The organism is Streptomyces sp. NPDC033178 (genome assembly GCF_055577685.1).
In genome coordinates, this window is sequence record NZ_JBVIPT010000022.1 from 38,414 (window position 1) to 59,751 (window position 21,338).

Below are 21,338 nucleotides of genomic sequence, written 5' to 3' on the forward strand. Positions count from 1 at the left end.
AACGTCACGGACGACTCGAACGCGATGGTCTCGACCACCTGTACGAGCTGAGAGCATAGGTGGCGTATTCCACAAGCAGGGAGGGGCGCATGTCCGAGCGTGGCCGCACCACGCGGGACCAGGACGGCCCGGAGGGGCACATACCGAGCGCGGCCGTCACCGAGGCGGTCACCGACGCGGTCACCGAAGAGACCGCGACCGCCGCCGCGGCGGCGCCGGTACCGCCACCGGAGGCCCGCCGTTCCGTGGGACTCCTGGTCACCCTCGTCCTCGGCGGGCTCACCGCCGTACCGCCGCTGTCCATCGACATGTACCTCCCGGCGCTCCCGGAGGTCACCGACGCGCTCCACGCGTCCGCGGCCACCGTGCAGCTGACCCTCACCGCGTGCCTCGCAGGCATGGCGCTCGGGCAACTGGTCGTCGGCCCGATGAGCGACAAGTGGGGGCGCAGACGGCCGCTGATCGTCGGACTGCTCGTCTACGTCGTCGCCACCGCCGTGTGCGCCTTCGCGCCCACCATCGAACTCCTCGTCGCCTTCCGGCTGCTCCAGGGCCTCGCGGGCGCCGCCGGAATCGTGATCGCACGCGCCGTCGTACGCGACCTCTACGACGGCGTCGACATGGCCCGCTTCTTCTCCACGCTCATGCTGATCTCCGGGGTCGCGCCGATCATCGCGCCGCTCATCGGCGGACAGGTGCTGCGGATCACCGACTGGCGGGGCGTCTTCTACATCCTGACCGCCATCGGGGTCGTGCTGACAGTCGTCGTCTGGCGGATGCTCCCCGAGACGCTCGCGCCCGAGCACCGCCACAGCGGCGGCACCGTCGAAGCGCTGCGCACCATGCGCGGCCTGCTCGCCGACCGCGTCTTCACCGGCTACATGCTCACGGGCGGCTTCGCCTTCGCGGCGCTCTTCGCATACATAAGCGCGTCGCCGTTCGTGATCCAAGACCTCTACGGCGCCTCCCCGCAGACGTACAGCATCCTCTTCGGCGTCAACTCCATCGGACTCGTGGCCGTCGGCCAGATCAACGGCAAGCTGCTCGTCGGCAGGGTCAGCCTCGACAAGGTGCTCGCGGTCGGCCTCGGGATCATCACCACCGCCTCGGCCGCGCTGCTGCTGATGTCGAGCGGGGTCCTCGGCGAGGTGGGCCTCGTCCCGATCGCCGTCGGCCTCTTCGTCCTCATGTCCGCGATGACCCTGTGCATGCCCAACACCAACGCCCTCGCCCTCATGCGCACCCGGCACGCCGCGGGCTCCGCCTCCGCGCTGCTCGGCACCTCCTCCTTTCTCGTCGGCGCGCTCGCCACACCCCTCGTGGGCATCGCCGGGGAACACACCGCGGTCCCGATGGCCGTCGTCCAGTTGGCGTGTTCACTGGTCGCCGTCGGCTGCTTCGTGGGACTGTGCCGTCCCTGGCGGAGACAGGCGGACGTGAAGGGAGCAGAGAGCTGAGCGCACCGAGACTGCGCCTCGGCACACCGGAACGTGCCGGGCTCGACGCCGACGAACTCGACCGTCTCGTACGGGAGTTCCGGCGGCTCACCGACGGGGACCGGCCCTGGGCCCCGGGCGCCGTACTGGTCGCCGGACGCGGGCCCGTGATCGCCGTCGAGGAGGCGGCGGGCTGGGCGGTGCGGTACTCCGCGTACGACGAGGTCACCGACACGGGCGTCGAGCTGCCCCGCGAGGCCCGCGTCCCGATGACCGCGGACACCGTCTTCGACCTGGCCTCCCTCACGAAGCTCTTCACGAGCGTGGCCGCCGTGCAGCAGCTGGAGCGCGGCACGCTCGGCATCGACGCGCGGGTCGGGGCGTACCTTCCGGACTTCACCGCGGCCGCCGAGTACGGCATCACCGTGCGGCACCTGCTCACCCACACCTCCGGGCTGCGCCCCGAACTCCCGCTGTACGACTGCCGGGACGACAGGGCACGGCTCGCCCTGCTGCGCGCCGAGGAGCCGCTGACCGCGCCCGGCAGCGCGTACGCCTACTCGGACCTCAACATGCTGATCCTCCAGCACGTCCTCGAACGGATCACCCGGCGCCGACTGAACGTCCTGGTCCGGGACGGCATCACCCGGCCGCTCGGAATGACGGCCACCGGGTTCGGACCCCGCCCGGACGCGGCCGCCACCGAGGACCAGCGGCGGCCGTGGGCCAAGGCGGACCGGGGGATGCTGCGGGGCGAGGTCCACGACGAGAACGCCTGGGCGCTGGGCGGAATCGCGGGCCACGCGGGCCTCTTCTCGACGGCCGGCGACCTGGCGGTCTTCTGCCGCACGCTGCTGGCGGGCGGCTCGTACGGCACCGCCCGCATCCTCGGCCCCGACTACGTCGAACTCCTCCTCTCCCCTCCCGGCCTCGGCTTCGCCCTCGACCAGCCCTGGTTCATGGGCGAGCTGGCCGGCCACGGTGCCGCGGGCCACACGGGCTTCACGGGTACGTCGCTGGTCCTCGACCCGTCGACGGACACGTTCCTGGTGCTCCTGGCGAACACGGTCCATCCGCGCCGACGGCCCCCGGACAGCGGCCCCCGGGCGGCAGCGGCGACACGACTGGCACGGGCGGTACGGGGGGCGTGAGCGGTGCGCCGGTTTGTGAGCGGTGCTCTCGACCGTGGATGCCGTGCCGGTTTGTGAGCGGCGCTCTCGTCGGAGAGCACCGCTCACCCGACCCACTCCGGCGCCCCTCGTAGAATTCCCCCGTGACCGCCCCCGTTTCCCCAGCCGAGACCCTGCGTGTGGCCCTGGCGGGGCTGCTCGACGGGTTGCCGACGAAAGCGGCCGCACAGGCCGTCGAACGGCTGATCGTGAACTACCGGGGGACCACCCCGACCGACGCCCCGATCCTGCGCGACCGCGCGGACGTGGCCGCGTACGCCGCGTACCGGATGCCCGCGACCTTCGAGGCCGTACGCGCCGCGCTGGACGCCTTCGCGGACGTCGTGCCCGAGTGGGCACCGGGCAGCCATGTGGACGTGGGCGGCGGGACGGGCGCGGCGACCTGGGCCGTCAACGCCACCTGGCCCGAGGAGCGGCCGGTGACCGTGCTCGACTGGGCCGAACCCGCACTCGCCCTCGGCCGTGAACTCGCCTCGCGGAACCCGCTGCTGAAGTCCGCGGAGTGGCACCGCTCTCGTATCGGAGCGGCGCTCACCATCGAGAGCACTGATCTCGTCACGGTGTCGTACGTCCTCGGCGAGCTCACCGATCAGGCCCGCACCGCCGTCGTGGACGCCGCCGCCACCGCCGCACAGGCCGTCGTGATCATCGAACCCGGCACACCGGACGGCTACGCCCGCGTCATCGAGGCCCGCGACCGTCTCGTCGGCGCCGGCTTCCACGTCGCCGCCCCCTGTCCGCACAGCGCCGCCTGCCCGATCGTCCCCGGCGAGGACTGGTGCCACTTCTCGGCCCGGGTCAGCCGTTCCTCGCTGCACCGGCAGGTCAAGGGCGGCTCACTGGCGTACGAGGACGAGAAGTTCAGCTATGTCGCCGCCACCCGCTTCCCGGTGACCCCGGCCGCCTCCCGGGTCGTACGGCGGCCGCAGATCCGCAAGGGGCAGGTGCTCCTCGACCTGTGCGAGACCGAGGAGCAGTTGCGTCGCTCGACCGTGACGAAGCGCCACGGCCTCCTCTACAAGGCGGCCCGCGACGCGGACTGGGGCGACGCCTGGCCGCCCCCGCCCCTGTCTCCGGCCCAGGGCGCGGGCGAGAGCTCAGACGCGTAGCTCCTGCGTGCAGCACTTCACGCTGCCGCCGCCCTTGAGGAGTTCGCTGAGGTCCATGCCGATCGGCTCGTACCCCCGTTCCCTGAGCGGGTCGAAGAGGCCCGTCGCGGACTGCGGAAGCAGCACGTGCAGACCGTCGGAGACGGCGTTCAGGCCGAGCGCCGCCGCGTCTTCGTCGCCCGCAAGGAGGGCGTCCGGGAAGAGCCGGCGCAGTACCCCGCGGCTGCCGGGGGAGAAGGCCGGCGGGTGGTACATGACCTGGTCCGTCGCGTCGTCGAGTACGGCGAGGGCCGTGTCCAGGTGGTAGTACCGGGGGTCGACCAGGTCGAGCCCGATCACCGGCCGCCCGAAGAACTCCTGCGCCTCGCCGTGCGAGAGGGGGCTGGCCCGGAAGCCGCGTCCGGCGAGCACGTACGAGGCGGTGACGGCGAAGTCGCCCTCGCCCTCGTTGATGTGGACCGGTTCGTGGACGCGGTCGAAGCCGTTCGTGCGGAACCAGTCCAGGTGGGCCTCGGCCTCCGGTTCCCGCTCGCGGAAGGCGAACCGGGCGCCCAGGACCCGGCCGTCGACGACGGTCGCGCCGTTCGCCGCGAACACCATGTCGGGCAGGCCGCGGCGAGGGGTCAGTTCCTCGACGGTGTGGCCGAGGGTGCGGTAGCGGTCGCGGAGGTCTTCCCACTGGGCGACGGCGAGGGGGACGTCGACGGGCTTGGCGGGGTCCATCCATGGGTTGATGGAGTACGTGACCTCGAAGTGTGCGGGTGGGCACATCAGGTAGCGCCGGGGTGTGGCGCGGCGGGGAAGCTGCAAGGAGGGCTCCTTACCGGTACCGCGGGGGCAGTTGGTGCCCATGGTGCGCCGCGAGCGGGCCTCCCGGCGGGAGCCGAACGGGTTGTTTTCCGCCCCCGCCGCCCCTACCCATTCCCGTCACTACTCAGGGGCTCCGCCCCCGAACCCCCGCTCCTCAAGCGCCGGAGGGGCTGAAGTTCAAGTGGGGGTCTGGGGGCGTCAGCCCCCAGGGGAAGGGAATGGGTAGGGGCGGCGGGGGCGAGAAGCGTCGTTCCGCGAGACGGAGCGTCTTGTCTGGCTGGTAGATTTGGGCGTATGGCTCATACGTCCGCCCAGCCCCCGCAGAAGCCCGCCCCCGACTCCAGCCGCCGCAGCGAGAAGTCCCGGCGGGCGATCTACGACGCCGCCCTCGCGCTCGTGACCGAGGTCGGCTACCCCAAGACCACCATCGAGGGCATCGCCGCACGCGCGGGCGTCGGCAAGCAGACGATCTACCGGTGGTGGTCGTCGAAGGCCGACGTCCTGCTGGAGGCGTTCATCGACCTGAGCGCCCAGGCGGCGGAGGCGGCCGCCCGGCCGGAGGTCATCGGGGAGGGGGCGGAGTACGAGATCCCCGACACCGGCGACATCGAGGCCGACCTCAAGCTGGTGCTGAGGGCCACGGTCGACGAACTGCTCGACCCCACCTTCGAGGCCCCGTCACGGGCCTTGGCGGCCGAGGGCGTCGTCAACGAACAGGTCGGCCGGGAGTTCGTCGGCAAGCTCCTCGAACCCCAGCTCCAGCTGTATGTGAAGCGTCTGCGCGCTGCCCAGGAGCAGGGGGCCGTGCGCAGCGACATCGACCCGCGCATCGCCCTGGAACTCTTCGTCTCGCCGCTCGCCCAGCGCTGGCTCCAGTACACGGGCCCCATCACGTACGAGTACACGGACAAGCTCGTCGAGTACGCCCTCTATGGCCTCGCGCCACGTGGGCCCGCCGCCCGCTGACCGCCGGCCCACCGGCCCTCCGCCCGCGCCAGCCGTCCCGGCGCGTCCGTGATGATCCCGTCGCAGCCGAGCGCGAGGGCGCGGTCGCGCTGTGCCGGGGTCACCACGGTGTGCGCCCACACCCGGGGGATGCCGGACCTGACCGCTCGTACGAGATCGCGGTCGCGGGCCTTGTGGTCCACGTCCAGGACCTCCACGAACGACCGCCACCGCTCGGGCCGGTCCGTGCGCATCTGCCGTGCCGACCGCCACAACTGCGAGACCAGGCCCATGCGGTGGGCCCGCCGTGCCACCGCCGGGTGGTTGGAGTTGACCAGCACCGAGCGGGTCAGGCCGCGTGACCTGATCATCGTGGCGAGGGCCGGCAGGCTCCGCGGGTCCTTGGCCTCCAGCATCAGCACCACCCGACCGCCGAAACGGTCCAGCACCTGGGCGAGCGTCGGCGGCCGCTCGGAGCGCCAGCTCCCCGGCAGCCCGTCCTCGGGGCGGAGCCGGACCCCCTCCCAGTCCCGCCGGTCGAGCGCGTGCACCGGACCGCCCATGTGGGTCGTGCGGTTCAGGGTCGCGTCGTGCATGACCACCACGGTCCCGTCGCGCAGCATCCGGGTGTCCAGGTCGAGCACCTGGGCCGTACCGCGCTCGTACGCGGCCACGAGGCCCGACATGCTGTTCTCCGGCACCTCCCGGGCGCCGCCGCGGTGCGCGGTGTGGACGATGCGGGGGAGTGCGGACACCGTCAGCGGGCCGGCGCCCCATTCGGGCGGAGCGATCGCACTGCCCTGTCCCACGAGGGCCAGCGACGTGAGACCCGCGATACCCGTCAGCGCAGACCGTGTGACCATGCCGACACCGTAGGCGGGCAAATCGTCTCAAAGTATGCAATGACACTCGATCGATGGCCCGGTCGGGCATCGTCCCGCCTACCCCGGATGTGGGCTCCGGCCCCCCGTGACGCAGGATGGTGGGACCATAGGGCATGCTGTCCGCACAACAGCCAGGGCGAGGGGATCGATGAGCGCAGAGATGGGCCGCCGCTCGGGCGGGCAGGGCAGGATCTCCCAGTGGCTGCGTGGCCGACGGCCTCGTACGGACTCGGGAGACGACTCCTCGGGACGTGAGGAACTGCTGCTTGCCGCCGCCGGAGCCGGGCTGCCACTCGCGCCCGCCGCCCATCCCTCCGCATACCGGTGTTCCTGTGACCGTGTCGGGTGTCCCACCCCCGCGCGGCACCCCGTGTCGTTCGCCTGGCAGACGCAGTCCACGACCGACCGGGCGCAGATCGAGCGGTGGGCCCGGCATCAGCCGCTGGCCAACTTCATCACCGCGACCGGCATGGTGCACGACGTTCTGGACGTTCCGCTGGAGGCGGGGCAGGAGGCGCTGGAGCGGTTGCTCGCCCTCGGTGTCGAGGTCGGGCCCGTCGCGGTGTCCGGGGGCGACCGGATGCTCTTCTTCACGGCTACGCGTGGTACGCCCGAGGACGAGGACGAGTGGTGGCCGTGCGAGCTTGACTGTCATCCGGAGACGATGGATGAGCATCCGGGGTTGCGGTGGCACTGCCGTGGGTCCTATGTGCTGGTGCCTCCGGCACGGTTGGCGGGGGAGTTGACGGTGGAGTGGGCGCGGGGGCCGGAGCACGCGCTGCCGGATCCGTTGTCGTTGCTCGAGGTGCTTACCGATGAGTGTGCTCGGTATGCCGGGGTGGAGCGGGAACATGTTGCGGCGTGGCCCCTTCGGGGCTGACGCCCCAGCCTCCAGCCCCCCGCCCCTGAAAGCCAGAAGACTGCGCAGTTCCCCGCGCCCCTGAACAGGTGGCCCACGCTCCTGAACAGGAACAGGTGGCCCACGCTCCTCAACAGGTGGGGCGCCCTCTCTGCCTACTCGCCCTTCGCCGCCGTCAGGCCCTGAATCCTGCCCAGGAACTCCACCTGTTGGTTCGCGGCGTCCTTGGACGGGTCCAGGACTGCCTGGTTGGAGATGGACTCCAGGGTGAGGGACTGTTTTGGTTCGCCGGTCATGAGGGCCTTGACGTCGGCGTTGGTGACGTTGATGGGGACGCCCTGGGCCGCTGTCTGCTTCTGGTAGTGGCGGGTGGTGAAGAAGACGAGGGCGCCGCCTGTGGTGGTGCGCAGGGCCACCGGGGCGTAGTCGCCGGAGGCCAGGGGCTCGTCGATGTACTGCTGGGCGAGGCCGGGGCGGCTCGCGCTCTTCGTGCGGTCGGAGCGCCACTTCGTGGTGTGGGTGCCCGCGGCGAAGGTGTCCCCGCCGTCCTTGAGGTAGGTCGCGTAGTCCTGGGGGAGGTTCCCGGGCGCGACCGCCAGGTCCGCCGCGGTCGCCGTGACCGGTTCCGCCCAGCCGTCCTGGTCCTTCTTGAAGTCCGGCACCTCTTCGGCGGCGACGATCGTCAGATACGAGACCTGCCACACGTCGTCGGCACCGCCACGGGTGAACACCAGCAGCCAACGGTCCTCACCGCGGCCCTTGTTGGCCTTCGAGTCGGTGACGAACCAGCGCGGCCAGCCCGCCTTCTTCGGGATCGTGAACTCGGTGTCGCTCAGCTTCAGCGGCACGTAGTTCGGGTTGCCGCCCGGCTGGTTCGTGCTGCCGGCCTTGAGCTTCGCGCCGTCGATGTCCCCGAGGGCACCGGTGACCCGGTCCGCGTCCAGGGACGGGTCGTTGGCGCCGTTGGCCTCGTTGTAGGCGGCCGTGAAGTCTTTGAGCGCACGCGCGGCCTCGGTCTTCGTGGCCCCGGGGAGGACCTCCCGTTCCCCGTGCACCACCACGCATCCGCTCGCCGTCACCGACAGCACGGTCACCGAGGCCGCCGTCAGCGCGCTCCGGCCAAGCCTGCGAGGCCTACGAGGGCCGTGATCCCTGCTCATCGGTACCGTCACCTTCCCCTTCCCGGAGGGGAACCCTACCGGGGCCGGGGAGCACGCGGACGGCGGGATCACGTAACCGCGCCCGCACTGTGATCCGGCGCGCCCCGCCATGTCCCCAAACGTCCCCGTCGGAACTTTTCCCGGACCTCTTCGCGGATCTCTTCCCGGGCCTCTTCTTCGGGCCTCTTCAGACCTCTTCGCGCACCGGCGCGGCCGGCTTCGCCTTTTCCTTGCCAGGCCGTGCGGGGGTCAGGAAGAAGGCGAGGGTCGGCACCAAGTACAGGGACCACACGACGACTTGGAGGACCGTCGGATCGGGCTGGAAGTTGAAGACGCCCTTGAGGAGCGTGCCGTACCAGCTGTCCGGCGGGATGGTCTCGCTGATGTCGAAGGCCTTGTTCGTCAGACCCGGCAGGAAGTCGGCCTCCTGGAGGTCGTGGAAGCCGTACGCGAGGACACCCGCGGCCACCACGACCAGCATGGCGCCGGTCCAGGTGAAGAACTTGGCGAGGTTGATGCGCAGGGCGCCCCGGTAGAAGAGGTAGCCGAGCACGACCGCGGTCGCGATGCCCAGCAGCACGCCGATCAGCGGGCCCTCGGTGCCGTCGCTGGACGCGCGTACGGACGTCCAGACGAACAGGGACGTCTCCAGGCCCTCGCGTCCCACGGCCAGGAACGCGGTCGCGACCAGCGCGCCCGTGCCCATCTGCAGCGCCGCGTCCAGCTTGCCGTGCAGGTCGGCCTTCAGATGGCGGGCCGTACGCCGCATCCAGAAGACCATCCATGTGACCAGGCCGACCGCGATGATCGACAGCGAGCCGCCGAGCGCCTCCTGGGCCTCGAACGTCAGCTCCTGGGAACCGAATTCGAGCGCGCACCCGAAGCCGAGGGCGAGACCCACCGCGACGGCGATGCCGATCCAGATCGGCTTCAGGGCGTCCCGCCGGTCCGTCTTCACCAGGTACGCGATGAGGATGCAGACGACGAGGCTGGCTTCCAGGCCCTCGCGCAGGCCGATTAGATAGTTCGCGAACACGGCCTACGCCTCCTTGGAGTTCGTGGAGTTCGTGGAGTTCTTGGATTCCTTCGAATCCTTCGAGAACAGGGCGCGGCCCCACCAGTCGTCCTTGTCGCGGACGCCCGGCGGGACCGCGAAGACCGCCGAACCCACGTGCTGGATGTACTCGTTGAGCGCGTCGGCCGCCAGGCTCCGCTGCACCGGGATGAAGCCCTTGCGTACGTCCCGCTGGTACGCGAGGAAGAACAGGCCCGCGTCCAGGCGGCCGAGGCCGTCGGTGCCGTCGGTGAAGGAGTAGCCGCGGCGCAGGAGTGTGGCCCCGGCGTTGGTGTCGGGGTGCGCGAGCCGTACGTGCGCGTCGGGTTTCATCGCCTTCAGGAACGGCTTGTCCCGCTCCTTGGCCTTCCCGACCGGAGCGCCCTCGCCCTTGTCACGGCCGAAGATGTCCTCCTGCTCCTGGAGGGAAGTACGGTCCCAGGTCTCGATGTTCATGCGGATGCGCCGGGCCACGAGGTACGAGCCGCCGACCATCCATGCCGGGCCGTCCTTCTCCTCGACCCACACGAACTTCTTCAGCCGGTCCGTCTCGGTGCCCGCGATGTTGCGGGTGCCGTCCTTGAACCCCATGAGGTTACGAGGGGTCTGGGCCTCCGGAGTCGTCGACGACGTCTTGCCGAAGCCCAGTTGGGACCAGCGGATGACGACCTTGCCGAAGCCGATCCTGGCGAGGTTGCGGATCGCGTGCACCGCGACCTGCGGGTCGTCCGCGCACGCCTGGACGCACAGGTCGCCGCCACTGCGGTTCCCGTCGAGGTTGTCGCCCGCGAACTTCGGCAGGTCGACCAGGGCTTCGGGCCGCCGGTCCGCGAGGTCGAACCTGTCGAACAGGGACGCCCCGAAGCCGATCGTCAGGGTCAGCCGCGACGGTTTGAGGCCCAGTGCCTCACCGGTGTCGTCCGGCGGCGCCTCGGCCAGACCGCCGTACGCGCCCTCGCCGACCGCGTGCCCGGCGGTCATCCGCCGCGCGGCCTCGGTCCAGTCCTTCAGCAACTGGACGAACGCGGCCCGGTCCGTCGTCCTCACGTCGAACGCGGCGAAGTGCAGCCGGTCCTGCACCGGGGTGGCGATGCCCGCCTGGTTCGTGCCGTGGAAGGCGATCGCGGCGCCCGACGCGGCCGCGGTCGGTTCCGCGTCGTCGCCGTTGCGGGCCATCGCCACCGCACCGCCGGCCGCGGCGGCCCCGAGCGCGAGCCCGGCACCGCCCCAGCCGATCAGTGAACGCCGCGACGGGGTACGGGAGTCGGCGCCCCGCCCCCCGCCGGGCTCTGCGGCTTCCCCTGTGTCCGTCGTGTCCGTGGTGTTCGTGGTGTCCGTCATGGCGCCAGGCCCCTCTTACGTCACGTCCTACTTCACGACGGCGGCGGCGAGCTTGGACAGGGGCTCCGCGAGCGCGTTCACCGCGTCGGAGAGCTCCTTGCGATCGGCCTTGCCGACCTTGTCGTACGACGTGAAGACGTAGGAGGTCTTGTCCTCGCGGTACTTGTCGAGCAGCGTGTTCAGCGCCGCGAACTGTGTGTCGAGCTCCTTGGTCAGCGCCGCGTCGTTCTCCGAGGCGACCGGCTTCAGCAGCGCGTACGACTTCTCCGCGCCCTCGACGTTCGCCTTGAAGTCGACGAGGTCGGTGTGCGAGTAGCGCTCCTCCTCGCCGGTGACCTTGCCGGTGGCGACCTCGTCGAGGAGTTCCTTGGCGCCGTTGGCCATCGAGGTCGGGGTGATCTCGGCCTTGCCGACCCGCTTCTGCCAGTCGGTGAGGTCGGTGATCAGCTGGTCGGCGAGCTCGGAGTCGCGGTCGGTGAGCTTCTTGTCCTGCCAGAGCGAGCGCTCCAGGCGGTGCCAGCCGGTCCAGTCCTTCTCCGGGTCCTGGTCCTCCTCCAGACCGTCCTCGCGCACGTCGACCTTCGGGTCGATGTCACCGAAGGACTCGGCGACGGGCTCGGTCCGCTCCCAGCCGATGCGCGAGTCGGCGTACGCCTTCTTCGCGGCCTCGATGTCGCCGTCCTTGACCGCCTGCGCGAAGACCTTCGCCTTGGGCAGGGTCTCGTCGGCCTGCTCCTGCGCGTACTCGCGGTAGGCGGCGACCGCCGCGTCCAGGCGCGGGTCGCGCTTGGCGACCTTGCCGGAGCCGGTGGCCGTGACGTCCTGACGGATGCCCTTGCCCTTCATGCCCGGCTTGCAGGCGATCCGGTAGTCGCCCTCCTTCACCTCGGCGGTGACCTTCTGCTTGGTGCCGGGGCCGATGTTCTCGCGCTCGGTGACGATCCGGTCGTCCGGGAACAGGAGGTAGACCTCGGTGACCTTGGAGCCCTTGTTCTCGACGTCTATCTGGATGTGCCCGGCGGGGAACTCGGTCTTCGACACCTCGCACTTGGAGTCCGTGGCGGTCACCTTGACGACGCGGTCGTCGCCGCCCGAGGCATCGCTCTTCTCGGTGCAGCCCGTGACAGCGGCCAGCGCCGCCGCGGTCACGGCGGCGGTGACGGAGAGTCGGACGGCTCGCATACAGGCTCCAAGAGGTCACAGGGGAGGCATAGGTTCACAGTGAGGCTGCCCTAACTTATCTGAGGCTTACCTGACTGAAAGCTGCCCGTCCAGTGATTCAGCTCTCATTGGCGATGCAGGGCCACGGCCTGATCACGGTGGCTCAATCCGCCCCCCACGAAACGGTCAAAGACCGGTCAAGAACCCCTCACCGGGGCCACCAGGACCTCGCCGGTGCGTGGATGCGGAAACACCTCGACCTGCTGTTGGTAGACGTCCGAAAGTAGTCGGTCGGTGAAGACCTCGGCCGGCCGTCCGTCGGCCACCGCACGCCCGGCGCGCAGGATCACGACCCGGTGCGCGTAGGCCGCCGCGAGCCCCAGATCGTGCAACACCACGACCACCGCGTCCCCGGCGTGCGCCCTTGCGCGGCAGACCCGGAGCACCAGTTCCTGGTGGCGCAGGTCCAGGGCGGCGGTCGGTTCGTCGAGCAGCAGCAGCCGGGTGCGCTGGGCGAGCACCCGGGCGAGCGCCACCCGGGCCCGCTCACCGCCGCTGAGAGCGGAGAAGGGCCGCCCCGCGAAGTCCGTGACCTCGGTCGCCGCCATGGCCGCGGCCACCGCCGCGTCGTCTGTTTCCTCTGCGTACTCCTCGGCCTGTCCGGTCCAGGGCGCCCGGCCCATCCGTACGACCTCCTCGACCGCGAACGGGAAGGAGAGCGCGGTGGACTGGGGGAGCACCGCCCGGCGCAGGGCCAGTTCCTGCGCCGACCAGTCGGACGCCGGGCGACCGTCGACGCGTACGACTCCCGCGGCGGCCGGGAGATCGGCGGCGAGCGCGCCCAACAGGGTGGACTTTCCCGCCCCGTTGGGCCCGACCAGGGCCAGCACCTCGCCCGCGCGGGCCGTGACGTCCACGTCGGACAGCACCTCGCGGCCACCGAGCCGGACGTGCAGGGCCTCGGCCTCGGCGAGTACGTCGCCGGGGTGCACGGGGCCGGGAGGCGCGGGCCTCGTGCCGATCAGTCCGAGCAGCTTCACGCCCAGCCTCCTTGCCTGCGACGGGTCCTGCGCAGCAGCCAGAAGAAGAACGGGCTGCCGAAGAGCGCGGTGAGCACCCCGAGCGGCAGCTCGGCGGGCTCCACGACGGTACGGGCCGCGAGGTCGCCCGCGAGCAGGACCACCGCACCGCCGAGCGCGCTGCCGGGGATGAGGAAGCGGTGGCCGGGGCCGGCCGCCATGCGCAGCAGATGCGGGATGACGAGCCCGACGAAGCCGATGACACCTGAGACGCTCACGGCCGCGGCCGTCAGCAGCGCGACGACCAGGATCAGCACGACCCGCAGCCGTTCGACGTCCACGCCCAGATGCCGGGCCGGGCGCTCGCCGAGGGACAGCAGGTCCAACTTCCGTGCGTAGAAAGGCGCCACGGCCAGCCCGAGCGCCGCGCACGGCAGCACCGCGAGCACCTTCGGCCAGGTGGCCTGGGAGAGCGAGCCGAGCTGCCAGAAGGTGATCTGGTTCACCGCCGCGGTGTCCGCGAGGAAGATGAACAGGCCGATCAGCGCCCCCGCGAACGCGTTCACCGCGATACCGGTGAGGATCAGCGTCACGACCTCCGTACGGCCGCCCGAGCGGGACATCGAGTACACCAGCAGGGCCGTGCCGAGACCCGCCACGAAGGCGAAGGCAGGCAGGGTCCAGTTGCCCAGGAAGTTCAGGCCGAGCGAGATCGCGGCGACCGCGCCGACCGCCGCGCCCGACGAGACGCCGATGACGCTCGGTTCGGCGAGCGGATTGCCGAACACGCCCTGCATCAGCGCGCCCGCGCACCCCAGCGAGGCGCCGACGAGCAGCGCGAGCACGATCCGCGGGAAGCGCACGTTCCAGAGCACGGACTCGGGGACGCGGGCGAGTTCGCTGCCGCCGACTCCGGCCCGGTGCGCGATGGACGACAGGACGTCACCGGGGGAGATCTCGTACGCGCCGAGCCCGGCGGAGGCCAGGGTGAGGAGGCCGAGGAGGACGGCCAGGGCGACGGTGAGCAGCCAGGGGGCGCCGCGGCGGGGTCTGGCGGGGAGTTCGTGGGCGGGTGCCGTCTCTCCGGCCCCGGCTGCCGTCTCGCCGGTCCCGGCCGCCGTGGCGTGGTCCTCGGGGGCGGCGCCCTTGTCGGTCACGGTCACTCGGCGTCCCCGTACAACTGGTCGACCAGGGACTTCAGTACCTCGTCCGTGCGGGGCCCGTAGTTGAGGAGGACGCCGTCCTCGATCGAGACGACCCGGCGCTCCATTCCCGCGGGGGTCTGCGCGACGCCGGGGATCTTGACGAGACCGTCGATGCCGCCGACGGATTCGAGCCCCTTGGACATGACGAGGATCGCGTCGGGGGCGGCCTTGGCGAGGGCCTCCGTGGTGATCGTCGTGAAGTCCTTCTCCAGACCCGACTCGGCGCCGCCGTCCACCGCTCCCGCCGCTTCGAGCAGTGAGGTGGCCCCGGAGTCCTTGCCGCCGATCAGATAGACGGAGGCGGTGCCCCGGAGGTAGAGGAAGGCGACGCGCGGCTTGTCGGTCTTCTTCGGAATGTCCTTGCGCACGGCGGCGATCCGCTCCTCGGAGCGCTTCGTGAGCTCCTTGCCCGCCGCCGGTACGCCGAGGGCGCGGGCCACCGTCCCGATCCGCGGGCCCACGTCGTCGAGACCCTTCGCCGGGTCGACGACGAGAACGGGGACCCCCGCGTCACGGATCTGGTCCATCGCCTCGTCGGGCCCGGTGCTGGTCTCGGCGAGCACGAGATCGGGCTTGAGGGACAGGACGCTCTCCGCGGAGACGTCGTGGTTGCGCGTGACCACCGGCAGCTTCTCCGCCTGCGCGAAGGTGGCGGTGATGTCACGGGCGACGACCCGGTCCCCGAGCCCCAGCGTGAAGACGATCTCGCTGAGACTCCCGGAGAGCGGAACAATCCGCTCGGCGTCCCTGACCGTGACCTTCCTGCCGTCGGACGAGCGCACGGTGACCGGGAGTTGGGGGGTCGGGGTCTCGGCGAGCGGCTCAACCCGATCGGCGGCGGCCTCGGCCTTGGCGGCCGGCTCGCTCCCAGCCGTGCCGTCCTCGGACGAGCAGGCTGTGGTCACCGTCAACGCGAGCACCGCAAGCAGTGCCCCGGCCACTCGTGTACGCAGGCGTCGCACGGTCGCGTGGTTCCTTTCATCGGGGGCGAGCCGGTCTCTGATGGTTCACCGGTGGGGCAGGGGGCGCCCCTTCGGCTTTCAGGGGCGCGGGGCTGTATCGATATGCGGCTCCGCCGCGGGGCGCGACAAGCCACAGCGGACCGTCGGCCAACAAACGACCCGTAGCCCCCCTCTTCTGTCTCATCCGACGCTTCCCGCATCGGAAGACATAGCTTAGGTTAGCCTTACCTTTCTCGCCAGAACCGCCCCGGATCTGGCCAGATCCCGCGCCCCGGAGGACCCGAATGCCCTCGCGCCCGCCCCTACGCACCTACGTGACCCTGCTCTGCGCAGCAGTACTCGTGGCACTGCTCCCGGCCGGTCAAGCCCAGGCGGCCGGCCGTACCGTGCAGGGCGGCCGCCTGGACTGGGGCATCAAATCCTCGTTCCAGAGCTATGTCACCGGCCCGATAGCGAACGGCAGTTTCTCCCTCACGGGCGGCGCCGCCACGGTCGGCGGCAGCCAGTTCCGCTTCCACTCGGCGACCGGGACGTACGACGGAACGTCGGGCGCCTTCAACGCGGGCTTCTCCGGCGGTGTCCACTTCCGCGGACACAAGACGGACGACGGCTCCTACCAGCTCGACCTCACGATCAGCCGCCCCACCGTCCGCCTCTCCGGCAACGGCGGCACCCTGTACGTCGACATCGTCAGCAAGGCGAAGGACACCGGGACGGTCACGACGTCCTCGCAGGTGCCCTTCGCCTCCCTCTCCCTGGGTGGCGTCAACATGAAGGGCGGCGGCAACGCGGTCCAGTTGAACAACCTGCCCGCCACCCTGACCGCCCAGGGCGCCAAGTCCTTCGCCGGGTACTACACGGCCGGCACCGCCCTCGACCCGGTCAGTCTCTCGGCGGACGTCAAGGCCGCGGCCGCCGCCGAGCCGTCGCGCACGCCGTCCCCCTCCCCGTCCAAGTCCAAGGCGAAGAAGGAGACTTCGGGCCGGATCGAGAACGGCGCCGTCGACTGGGGCGTGCGCCGGACCTTCCGCGAGTACGTCACCGGGTCCATCGCCAAGGGCGAGTGGAAGCTCACCGACGGCGCCGAGGACGGCGGGGCGCTCTTCCGCTTCCCCAAGGGCTCGGGCACGTACGACGAGAAGAAGCAGACCCTCGACGCGTCCTTCACCGGAGCCGTCCGCTTCACCGGTGAGCAGGGCCTCGACCTCACGCTCGGCGCACTCCGGGCCAAGGTCACGGACGGCGGAAAGGGCACGCTCTACGCGGACGTCACCGGCGCGGGCGGCACGGGCGGTACGGCCAGGACGGACGGCACGACCAAGAAGGTCCCCCTGGTCACCTTCACGGCCAAGGACTTCAAGCCCAAGGACGGCCTCGCCCAGCTGACCGAGGCACCCACGAAGCTCACCGCCGACGGAGCCAAGGCCTTCGGCGGGATGTACAAGGCGGGCACGGAGATGGACCCGGTCTCCCTCGCCGTCGCCCTGACCGACGGCGCCGAACTGCCCGCCCTGCCCGACCTGGGCAGCGCGGAGTCGGCCACCCCGGAAGTCGCGGCCGCCGAACAGAAGACGGCTGAGCCCAGGACGGAGGCCACCGCGAGCGACTCGGACGTTCCCGTCCTGCCCATCGGCCTCGCGGCCGCTTCCCTGATCGCGGTGGCCGCGGCCTTCGTGATCATCCGCAGGCGTCGTGCGCAACCGGCCGCAGACGCCCCCGAGGAGAACTGAACTTCCCAGCGCCGTCCGCCGGTTGAGCGGACGCCCACACACTGAACCGAGGAGACCCACGACCATGGCCGCCAACCGTCGCCGCCCCATAACCCGAGGGCGTGTCGCCCTCGCCGCAGCCTGCGCGACCGCCGTCACGCTCGGCGCCACCGCGCTCGCCGCGACGTCCGCGTCCGCCGCCGAAGTGCCGCTCAAGGGCTACGAGTTGACCTGGGGCATCAAGCAGTCGTACCGCACGTACGTGACCGGGATGGCGGCCGGCAGCTTCACGCCCGAGGGCGGCGCCACGCAGGCCAAGGACAACGGCGCGTTCACCTTCGTCAACGGCACCGGGACCTACGACTCCGAGGCCCACACCGTGGCGCTCGGCTTCGAGGGCAGTCTGAAGATCGCCTCCAAGCTGCACGGCTTCGAACTCGCCCTGTCCGACGTGAAGTTCGACAGCAAGGCCGCGAGACTCACCGCGGACGTGACGAAGAGCGGCACGACCCAGCAGGACGTGCCGCTCGCCGAGGTCACCGTCACCCGCACGATGACGGACATGGCGACCAAGCTGACGAAGGAGGCGGGCGACGTCTTCGGCAGCTCCAGCTATTCCGGCGCGGCCGGCGACCCCCTGACGGTGGTGGAGAAGAAGACCGAGTCGCCGACCCCGACGCCCACGGGCTCCACGACCCCCTCGCCCACCCCGTCCACGACGCCGTCCACCACCCCCTCGGGCACCCCGTCCACTACCCCGTCGCAGACCACGAGCCCGACCCCCTCGCCCACCGAGGCCGCCACCAAGGGCGACATCACCGACGGCACCCTCGGCTGGGGCGTCAAGCAGTCCTTCCGTACGTACGTGGTGGACGGTGTCGCCAAGGGCAGGATCACCGTCTCCGGCGGCGCCTCGCAGGCGTCCGGCAACGGGATCTTCACCTTCCCCGACGCCACAGGCACCTACGACACGGACGAGGACACCCTCAAGGCCTCCTTCAAGGGCTCGGTCAACTTCAAGGGCCATGAGACGAACGGCACTTACGGCCTCGACCTCACCCTCAGCGACCTCAAGGCGGAGGTCGACGGCGGCTCCGGCAAGCTGACCGCCGACGTCGACAGCCTCGGCAAGAAGTCCGCCGACGTGACCCTCGCCGAACTCAAGCCCAAGTCGGCCGACCTGACGGCCAAGAACGACGTCATCACCCTCGACGACGTCACCACCACCCTCACCAAGGCGGGCGCGGAGGCCTTCGGCGGCTTCTACCAGGCGGGCGCCGAACTCGACCCGGTCGACCTCTCGGTGGCCCTGTCCGAGGACGCCGAACTCCCGGACCCGGACCCGACGTCGTCCAACGGCGGGACGGGCGGCACCACCGGAGGCACGACCGGCGGCACCACCGGCGGCGCGGGTACGACCGGCTCCACCACGGGCGGCGTGACGGGCGGCCTCGCCTCCACCGGCTCCGACGTCCCCGTCGGCGCCCTGGGCGCGGCGGCCGCGGCGACGGTCGCCGCGGGCGCGGGCGTGGTGTTCGCGGTACGCCGCCGCCGCGCGACGGACGCGACCCAGGCCTGACCCGAACCGACCGCATCCGGCCGCCGTCCCCGTCGACAGGGGGCGGCGGCCGGATGAGTACGCACCACTCCTGTAGTGCTTGAATGCCCGCGTGACTGATTACGACGTGCTGCGGGTCTTCTGCGGACCGCGCGGTGAGTACGGCAACGAACTCGGGGTCGTGCGGGACGGTTCCGTACTGCCGGAGCAGGACGAACGGCAGGCGTTCGCGGCCAAACTCGGGTTCAGCGAGACGGTGTTCGTGGACGACCCCGAGCGCGGGGTCATCGACATCTACACACCCAGCGTGCGGCTGCCCTTCGCCGGATACCCCTGTGTCGGCGCGGCCTGGCTGCTGGACGTACCCGAACTCGTCACGCCCGCGGGCGTGGTGGGTACCCGCCTCGACGGCGAGTTCAGCTGGATCGAGGCCCGCCCCGAGTGGCCGGAGCCGCGCACACTCCGCCGGTACGACACGGCGGCCGAGGTCGACGCTCTCGAAGTGCCCCCGCCCGGCGAGTGGATCTACGCCTGGGCCTGGGAGGACGAGGCGGCCGGCCGCATCCGTGCCCGAGGCTTCCCCGGCCGCGGCGACGGCGTGGACGAGGACGAGGCCACAGGCGCCGCGGCCCTCCAGCTGACAGCCCAACTGGGCCGCGCCCTGAACATCGTCCAGGGCGCGGGCTCCCAACTCCTCACAGCGCCACAGCCGGAGGGTTGGGTGGAGGTGGGCGGCAGGGTGTTCCTGGAACGCTGAGCCTTCAAGAGAGGCCGCGCCCCTGTCCTTTCATCACCCGCACCCGAAACTCAGCTCAAAGCGGAGCGCTCACGCGCTGATGCGGAACTCTTCCCCCAGGGCAACGAAGACCGCGATGTTGAGCGCGAACGCCCGCTTGCACTCAGCGATGATCCGCTGCTTCTCCAGATCATCCGCAAGCACACCATCGAGCAGTTCGCGGTAACTCCGCTTGAACGCGGCAGGGTTCCCGATGTCCTCGAACACATAGAACCGCACCCCGTCCCCCTTGCGCGCGAAGCCCCACGTCTGCTCCGCCTTGCTCCGCAGGACCTGGCCACCGGAGAGGTCGCCGAGGTAACGGGTGTAGTGATGCGCCACGTACCCACCGGGCCACGTACGCGCGCACTCGGTGATCCGCGCCGTGTACTCCTCGGTCGCGGGCAGCGCCGTGACGCTCTCGCGCCACTCGGGGCCCCGCAGATGCGCGAGGTCCCGCTCCAGCGCGGCCACCCGCGCCAGCTCGGGGCGCAGGAACGGCCCCGCCACGGGATCGCCGACCAGCTCGCGCCCGCCTTCCTCCAGTGCCCGGTAGACGAACCACAGCTGCTCGGTGTAGCGCGTGTACGCGTCCACGCCCAGCCGGCCGCCCAGCAACTCGCTCATGAACGTCGAGTCGTGCGCCTGCCCGTGCTGCTCGTGCGACGCGGTACGGATGAGCGTCGAGAACGGTGTGCTCGACGAGTTCATGAAGACCTCCGGGGCCGAAGGGGGACGAGAGCCGGGCCCATCTTGTATGGTTAGGCTTACCTAAGTCAACAGGTTTCCCGACGTCCTGTCGGTAAAACCGTACCCCGGATCCGCACCCGATCCACATAAAAAAGCCGCCCCTCTGTTCGAGCGGGCGGCTTGGTCTGGAACTCGGTGTGGAAAAGGATGGTTACGGCAGGGTCAGCACCTCGGCCCCGCTGTCCGTGACGACCAGGGTGTGCTCGAACTGAGCGGTACGCCTGCGGTCCTTCGTCACGACGGTCCACCCGTCGTCCCACATGTCGTACTCGTGCGTACCCAGCGTCAGCATCGGCTCGATCGTGAACGTCATCCCCGGCTGGATCAGGGTCGTCGCGTGCGGGCTGTCGTAGTGCGGGATGATCAGCCCCGAGTGGAACGACGAGTTGATGCCGTGCCCGGTGAAGTCCCGCACGACCCCGTACCCGAACCGCTTCGCGTACGACTCGATGACCCGGCCGATGATGTTGATCTGCCGGCCGGGCTTGACGGCCTTGATGGCACGGTCGAGGGACTCACGGGTCCGCTCGACGAGCAGCCGCGACTCCTCGTCCACGTCACCGACGAGGTACGTGGCGTTGTTGTCGCCGTGCACACCGCCGATGTACGCCGTCACGTCGAGGTTGATGATGTCGCCGTCCCGCAGGACCGTGGAGTCCGGGATGCCGTGACAGATGACCTCGTTCACGGAGGTGCACAGGGACTTCGGGAAGCCGCGGTAGCCGAGCGTGGACGGATACGCGCCGTGGTCGCACATGTAGTCGTGGGCGACCCGGTCCAGCTCGTCCGTGGTGACACCGGGCGCGATCAGCTTCGCGGCCTCGGCCATCGCCCGGGCGGCGATCCGCCCCGCGACACGCATCGCCTCGACCGTCTCCGGGGTCTGGACCTCCCCTCCGGTGTACGGCGTGGGGGCGGGCTTGCCCACGTACTCGGGGCGCCTGATGTTTCCCGGCACGGGACGGGTGGGAGAAAGCTCCCCTGGTACGAGCAGCGACTGGCCAGACATGCCAGCGAGTCTAACCAGCGCGTGGTGGGGGACGATGTCCCTGGCGAAAGGAGCCTCAGCCATGGCCCTGTTCAAGAAGCGGACCGTCGGGAAGCCGGGCGAGTGGTACTACTGCCTGGAGCACAAGAAGGTCGAAGAGGGTCCCGACTGCCCGGGCAAGGACCGCTTCGGTCCGTACGCGTCCCGCGGCGAGGCCGAGCACGCGATGGAGATCGCCCGAGAGCGCAACCTCGAATGGGAGAACGACCCCCGCTGGCACGACTCCGCTGCGCGGGGCTCCGAAGACGACTAGCTGCCGGTCATGACCTGCGGGTCCGTCGTGGCTGGTCGCGCAGTTCCCCGCGCCCCTGAAAGCGGGGCTGCGCCCCTGCTTTTGTCTTTAGGGGCGCGGGGAACTGCGCG

General features: G+C 70.7%; 20 protein-coding genes. 9 read left to right on the forward strand and 11 right to left on the reverse strand.

Features of this window, described 5'->3' with window-relative positions:
* The first annotated feature begins 89 nt into the window (after positions 1 to 89).
* The 3 genes from ACZ5VQ_RS40565 to ACZ5VQ_RS40575 all read left to right on the forward strand — a co-directional run bounded on the left by ACZ5VQ_RS40565 (position 90) and on the right by ACZ5VQ_RS40575 (position 3,735).
* Positions 90 to 1,457: a Bcr/CflA family multidrug efflux MFS transporter gene (locus ACZ5VQ_RS40565; RefSeq protein ID WP_469109384.1), complete on the forward strand. Its 1,368-nt coding sequence runs from the start codon at positions 90 to 92 to the stop codon at positions 1,455 to 1,457.
* Positions 1,409 to 2,587 carry a serine hydrolase domain-containing protein gene (locus ACZ5VQ_RS40570; protein ID WP_469109385.1) on the forward strand — a complete coding sequence of 393 codons (1,179 nt, stop codon included), beginning with the start codon at positions 1,409 to 1,411 and terminating at the stop codon, positions 2,585 to 2,587. Before ACZ5VQ_RS40565 ends, ACZ5VQ_RS40570 begins: the two co-directional genes overlap by 49 nt.
* A gap of 122 nt (positions 2,588 to 2,709) precedes the next feature.
* Complete coding sequence (locus ACZ5VQ_RS40575; protein ID WP_469109386.1) at positions 2,710 to 3,735, forward strand: small ribosomal subunit Rsm22 family protein; 1,026 nt, start codon at positions 2,710 to 2,712, stop codon at positions 3,733 to 3,735.
* On the opposite strand, the gene ddaH is transcribed toward ACZ5VQ_RS40575, so the two are convergent.
* Positions 3,724 to 4,506: a dimethylargininase gene (gene ddaH, locus ACZ5VQ_RS40580; protein ID WP_469109476.1), complete on the reverse strand. Its 783-nt coding sequence runs from the start codon at positions 4,504 to 4,506 to the stop codon at positions 3,724 to 3,726. The two genes, ACZ5VQ_RS40575 and ddaH, sit on opposite strands and share 12 nt — an antisense overlap.
* 333 nt (positions 4,507 to 4,839) lie before the next feature.
* On the opposite strand from ddaH, the gene ACZ5VQ_RS40585 reads away from it, so the two are divergent.
* On the forward strand, positions 4,840 to 5,511 hold the full coding sequence (locus ACZ5VQ_RS40585; RefSeq protein WP_469109387.1) for a TetR/AcrR family transcriptional regulator: 672 nt from the start codon (positions 4,840 to 4,842) through the stop codon (positions 5,509 to 5,511).
* Here ACZ5VQ_RS40585 and ACZ5VQ_RS40590 read toward each other — a convergent pair.
* On the reverse strand, positions 5,475 to 6,353 hold the full coding sequence (locus tag ACZ5VQ_RS40590; RefSeq protein WP_469109388.1) for a glycerophosphodiester phosphodiesterase: 879 nt from the start codon (positions 6,351 to 6,353) through the stop codon (positions 5,475 to 5,477). The genes ACZ5VQ_RS40585 and ACZ5VQ_RS40590 overlap by 37 nt on opposite strands.
* 169 nt (positions 6,354 to 6,522) lie before the next feature.
* Here ACZ5VQ_RS40590 and ACZ5VQ_RS40595 point away from each other — a divergent pair, with 169 nt between their 5' ends.
* Positions 6,523 to 7,254 carry a bifunctional DNA primase/polymerase gene (locus ACZ5VQ_RS40595; RefSeq protein ID WP_469109389.1) on the forward strand — a complete coding sequence of 244 codons (732 nt, stop codon included), beginning with the start codon at positions 6,523 to 6,525 and terminating at the stop codon, positions 7,252 to 7,254.
* A gap of 134 nt (positions 7,255 to 7,388) precedes the next feature.
* Here ACZ5VQ_RS40595 and ACZ5VQ_RS40600 read toward each other — a convergent pair whose 3' ends face one another.
* The 7 genes from ACZ5VQ_RS40600 to ACZ5VQ_RS40630 form a co-directional block, all read right to left on the reverse strand.
* The gene (locus ACZ5VQ_RS40600) at positions 7,389 to 8,393 is read right to left on the reverse strand and encodes an SCO2278 family lipoprotein (protein ID WP_469109390.1); all 1,005 of its coding nucleotides are present in this window, start codon (positions 8,391 to 8,393) and stop codon (positions 7,389 to 7,391) included.
* A 187-nt stretch (positions 8,394 to 8,580) separates the two neighbouring features.
* Positions 8,581 to 9,429 carry an iron uptake transporter permease EfeU gene (gene efeU, locus ACZ5VQ_RS40605; protein ID WP_469109391.1) on the reverse strand — a complete coding sequence of 283 codons (849 nt, stop codon included), beginning with the start codon at positions 9,427 to 9,429 and terminating at the stop codon, positions 8,581 to 8,583.
* A gap of 3 nt (positions 9,430 to 9,432) precedes the next feature.
* Entirely contained in the window at positions 9,433 to 10,788 is a 1,356-nt protein-coding gene (efeB, locus tag ACZ5VQ_RS40610; protein ID WP_469109392.1) for an iron uptake transporter deferrochelatase/peroxidase subunit, read from the reverse strand.
* Positions 10,789 to 10,815: 27 nt separating this feature from the next.
* Complete coding sequence (gene efeO, locus ACZ5VQ_RS40615) at positions 10,816 to 11,970, reverse strand: iron uptake system protein EfeO (protein ID WP_469109393.1); 1,155 nt, start codon at positions 11,968 to 11,970, stop codon at positions 10,816 to 10,818.
* 176 nt (positions 11,971 to 12,146) lie between these two features.
* Positions 12,147 to 12,995, reverse strand: a complete 849-nt coding sequence (locus ACZ5VQ_RS40620) for a heme ABC transporter ATP-binding protein (RefSeq protein WP_469109477.1) — start codon at positions 12,993 to 12,995, stop codon at positions 12,147 to 12,149.
* On the reverse strand, positions 12,986 to 14,125 hold the full coding sequence (locus ACZ5VQ_RS40625; protein ID WP_469109478.1) for a FecCD family ABC transporter permease: 1,140 nt from the start codon (positions 14,123 to 14,125) through the stop codon (positions 12,986 to 12,988). Before ACZ5VQ_RS40625 ends, ACZ5VQ_RS40620 begins: the two co-directional genes overlap by 10 nt.
* Before the next feature lie 2 nt (positions 14,126 to 14,127).
* Positions 14,128 to 15,135: a heme/hemin ABC transporter substrate-binding protein gene (locus tag ACZ5VQ_RS40630; RefSeq protein ID WP_469109394.1), complete on the reverse strand. Its 1,008-nt coding sequence runs from the start codon at positions 15,133 to 15,135 to the stop codon at positions 14,128 to 14,130.
* Between the two features lie 284 nt (positions 15,136 to 15,419).
* Here ACZ5VQ_RS40630 and ACZ5VQ_RS40635 point away from each other — a divergent pair, with 284 nt between their 5' ends.
* From ACZ5VQ_RS40635 to ACZ5VQ_RS40645, 3 genes are all read left to right on the forward strand, one after another.
* Positions 15,420 to 16,865 carry an HtaA domain-containing protein gene (locus ACZ5VQ_RS40635; RefSeq protein ID WP_469109395.1) on the forward strand — a complete coding sequence of 482 codons (1,446 nt, stop codon included), beginning with the start codon at positions 15,420 to 15,422 and terminating at the stop codon, positions 16,863 to 16,865.
* 64 nt (positions 16,866 to 16,929) lie between these two features.
* The gene (locus ACZ5VQ_RS40640; RefSeq protein ID WP_469109396.1) at positions 16,930 to 18,423 is read left to right on the forward strand and encodes an HtaA domain-containing protein; all 1,494 of its coding nucleotides are present in this window, start codon (positions 16,930 to 16,932) and stop codon (positions 18,421 to 18,423) included.
* A 91-nt stretch (positions 18,424 to 18,514) separates the two neighbouring features.
* Complete coding sequence (locus tag ACZ5VQ_RS40645) at positions 18,515 to 19,159, forward strand: PhzF family phenazine biosynthesis protein (RefSeq protein ID WP_469109397.1); 645 nt, start codon at positions 18,515 to 18,517, stop codon at positions 19,157 to 19,159.
* 69 nt (positions 19,160 to 19,228) lie between these two features.
* Here ACZ5VQ_RS40645 and ACZ5VQ_RS40650 read toward each other — a convergent pair whose 3' ends face one another.
* The gene (locus tag ACZ5VQ_RS40650) at positions 19,229 to 19,888 is read right to left on the reverse strand and encodes a biliverdin-producing heme oxygenase (protein ID WP_469109398.1); all 660 of its coding nucleotides are present in this window, start codon (positions 19,886 to 19,888) and stop codon (positions 19,229 to 19,231) included.
* Positions 19,889 to 20,078: 190 nt separating this feature from the next.
* Positions 20,079 to 20,936 carry a type I methionyl aminopeptidase gene (map, locus tag ACZ5VQ_RS40655; RefSeq protein ID WP_055612264.1) on the reverse strand — a complete coding sequence of 286 codons (858 nt, stop codon included), beginning with the start codon at positions 20,934 to 20,936 and terminating at the stop codon, positions 20,079 to 20,081.
* 61 nt (positions 20,937 to 20,997) lie between these two features.
* Between map and ACZ5VQ_RS40660 the strand changes: the two genes are divergently transcribed.
* Complete coding sequence (locus ACZ5VQ_RS40660) at positions 20,998 to 21,228, forward strand: hypothetical protein (RefSeq protein WP_383396462.1); 231 nt, start codon at positions 20,998 to 21,000, stop codon at positions 21,226 to 21,228.
* Positions 21,229 to 21,338: the final 110 nt, after the last annotated feature.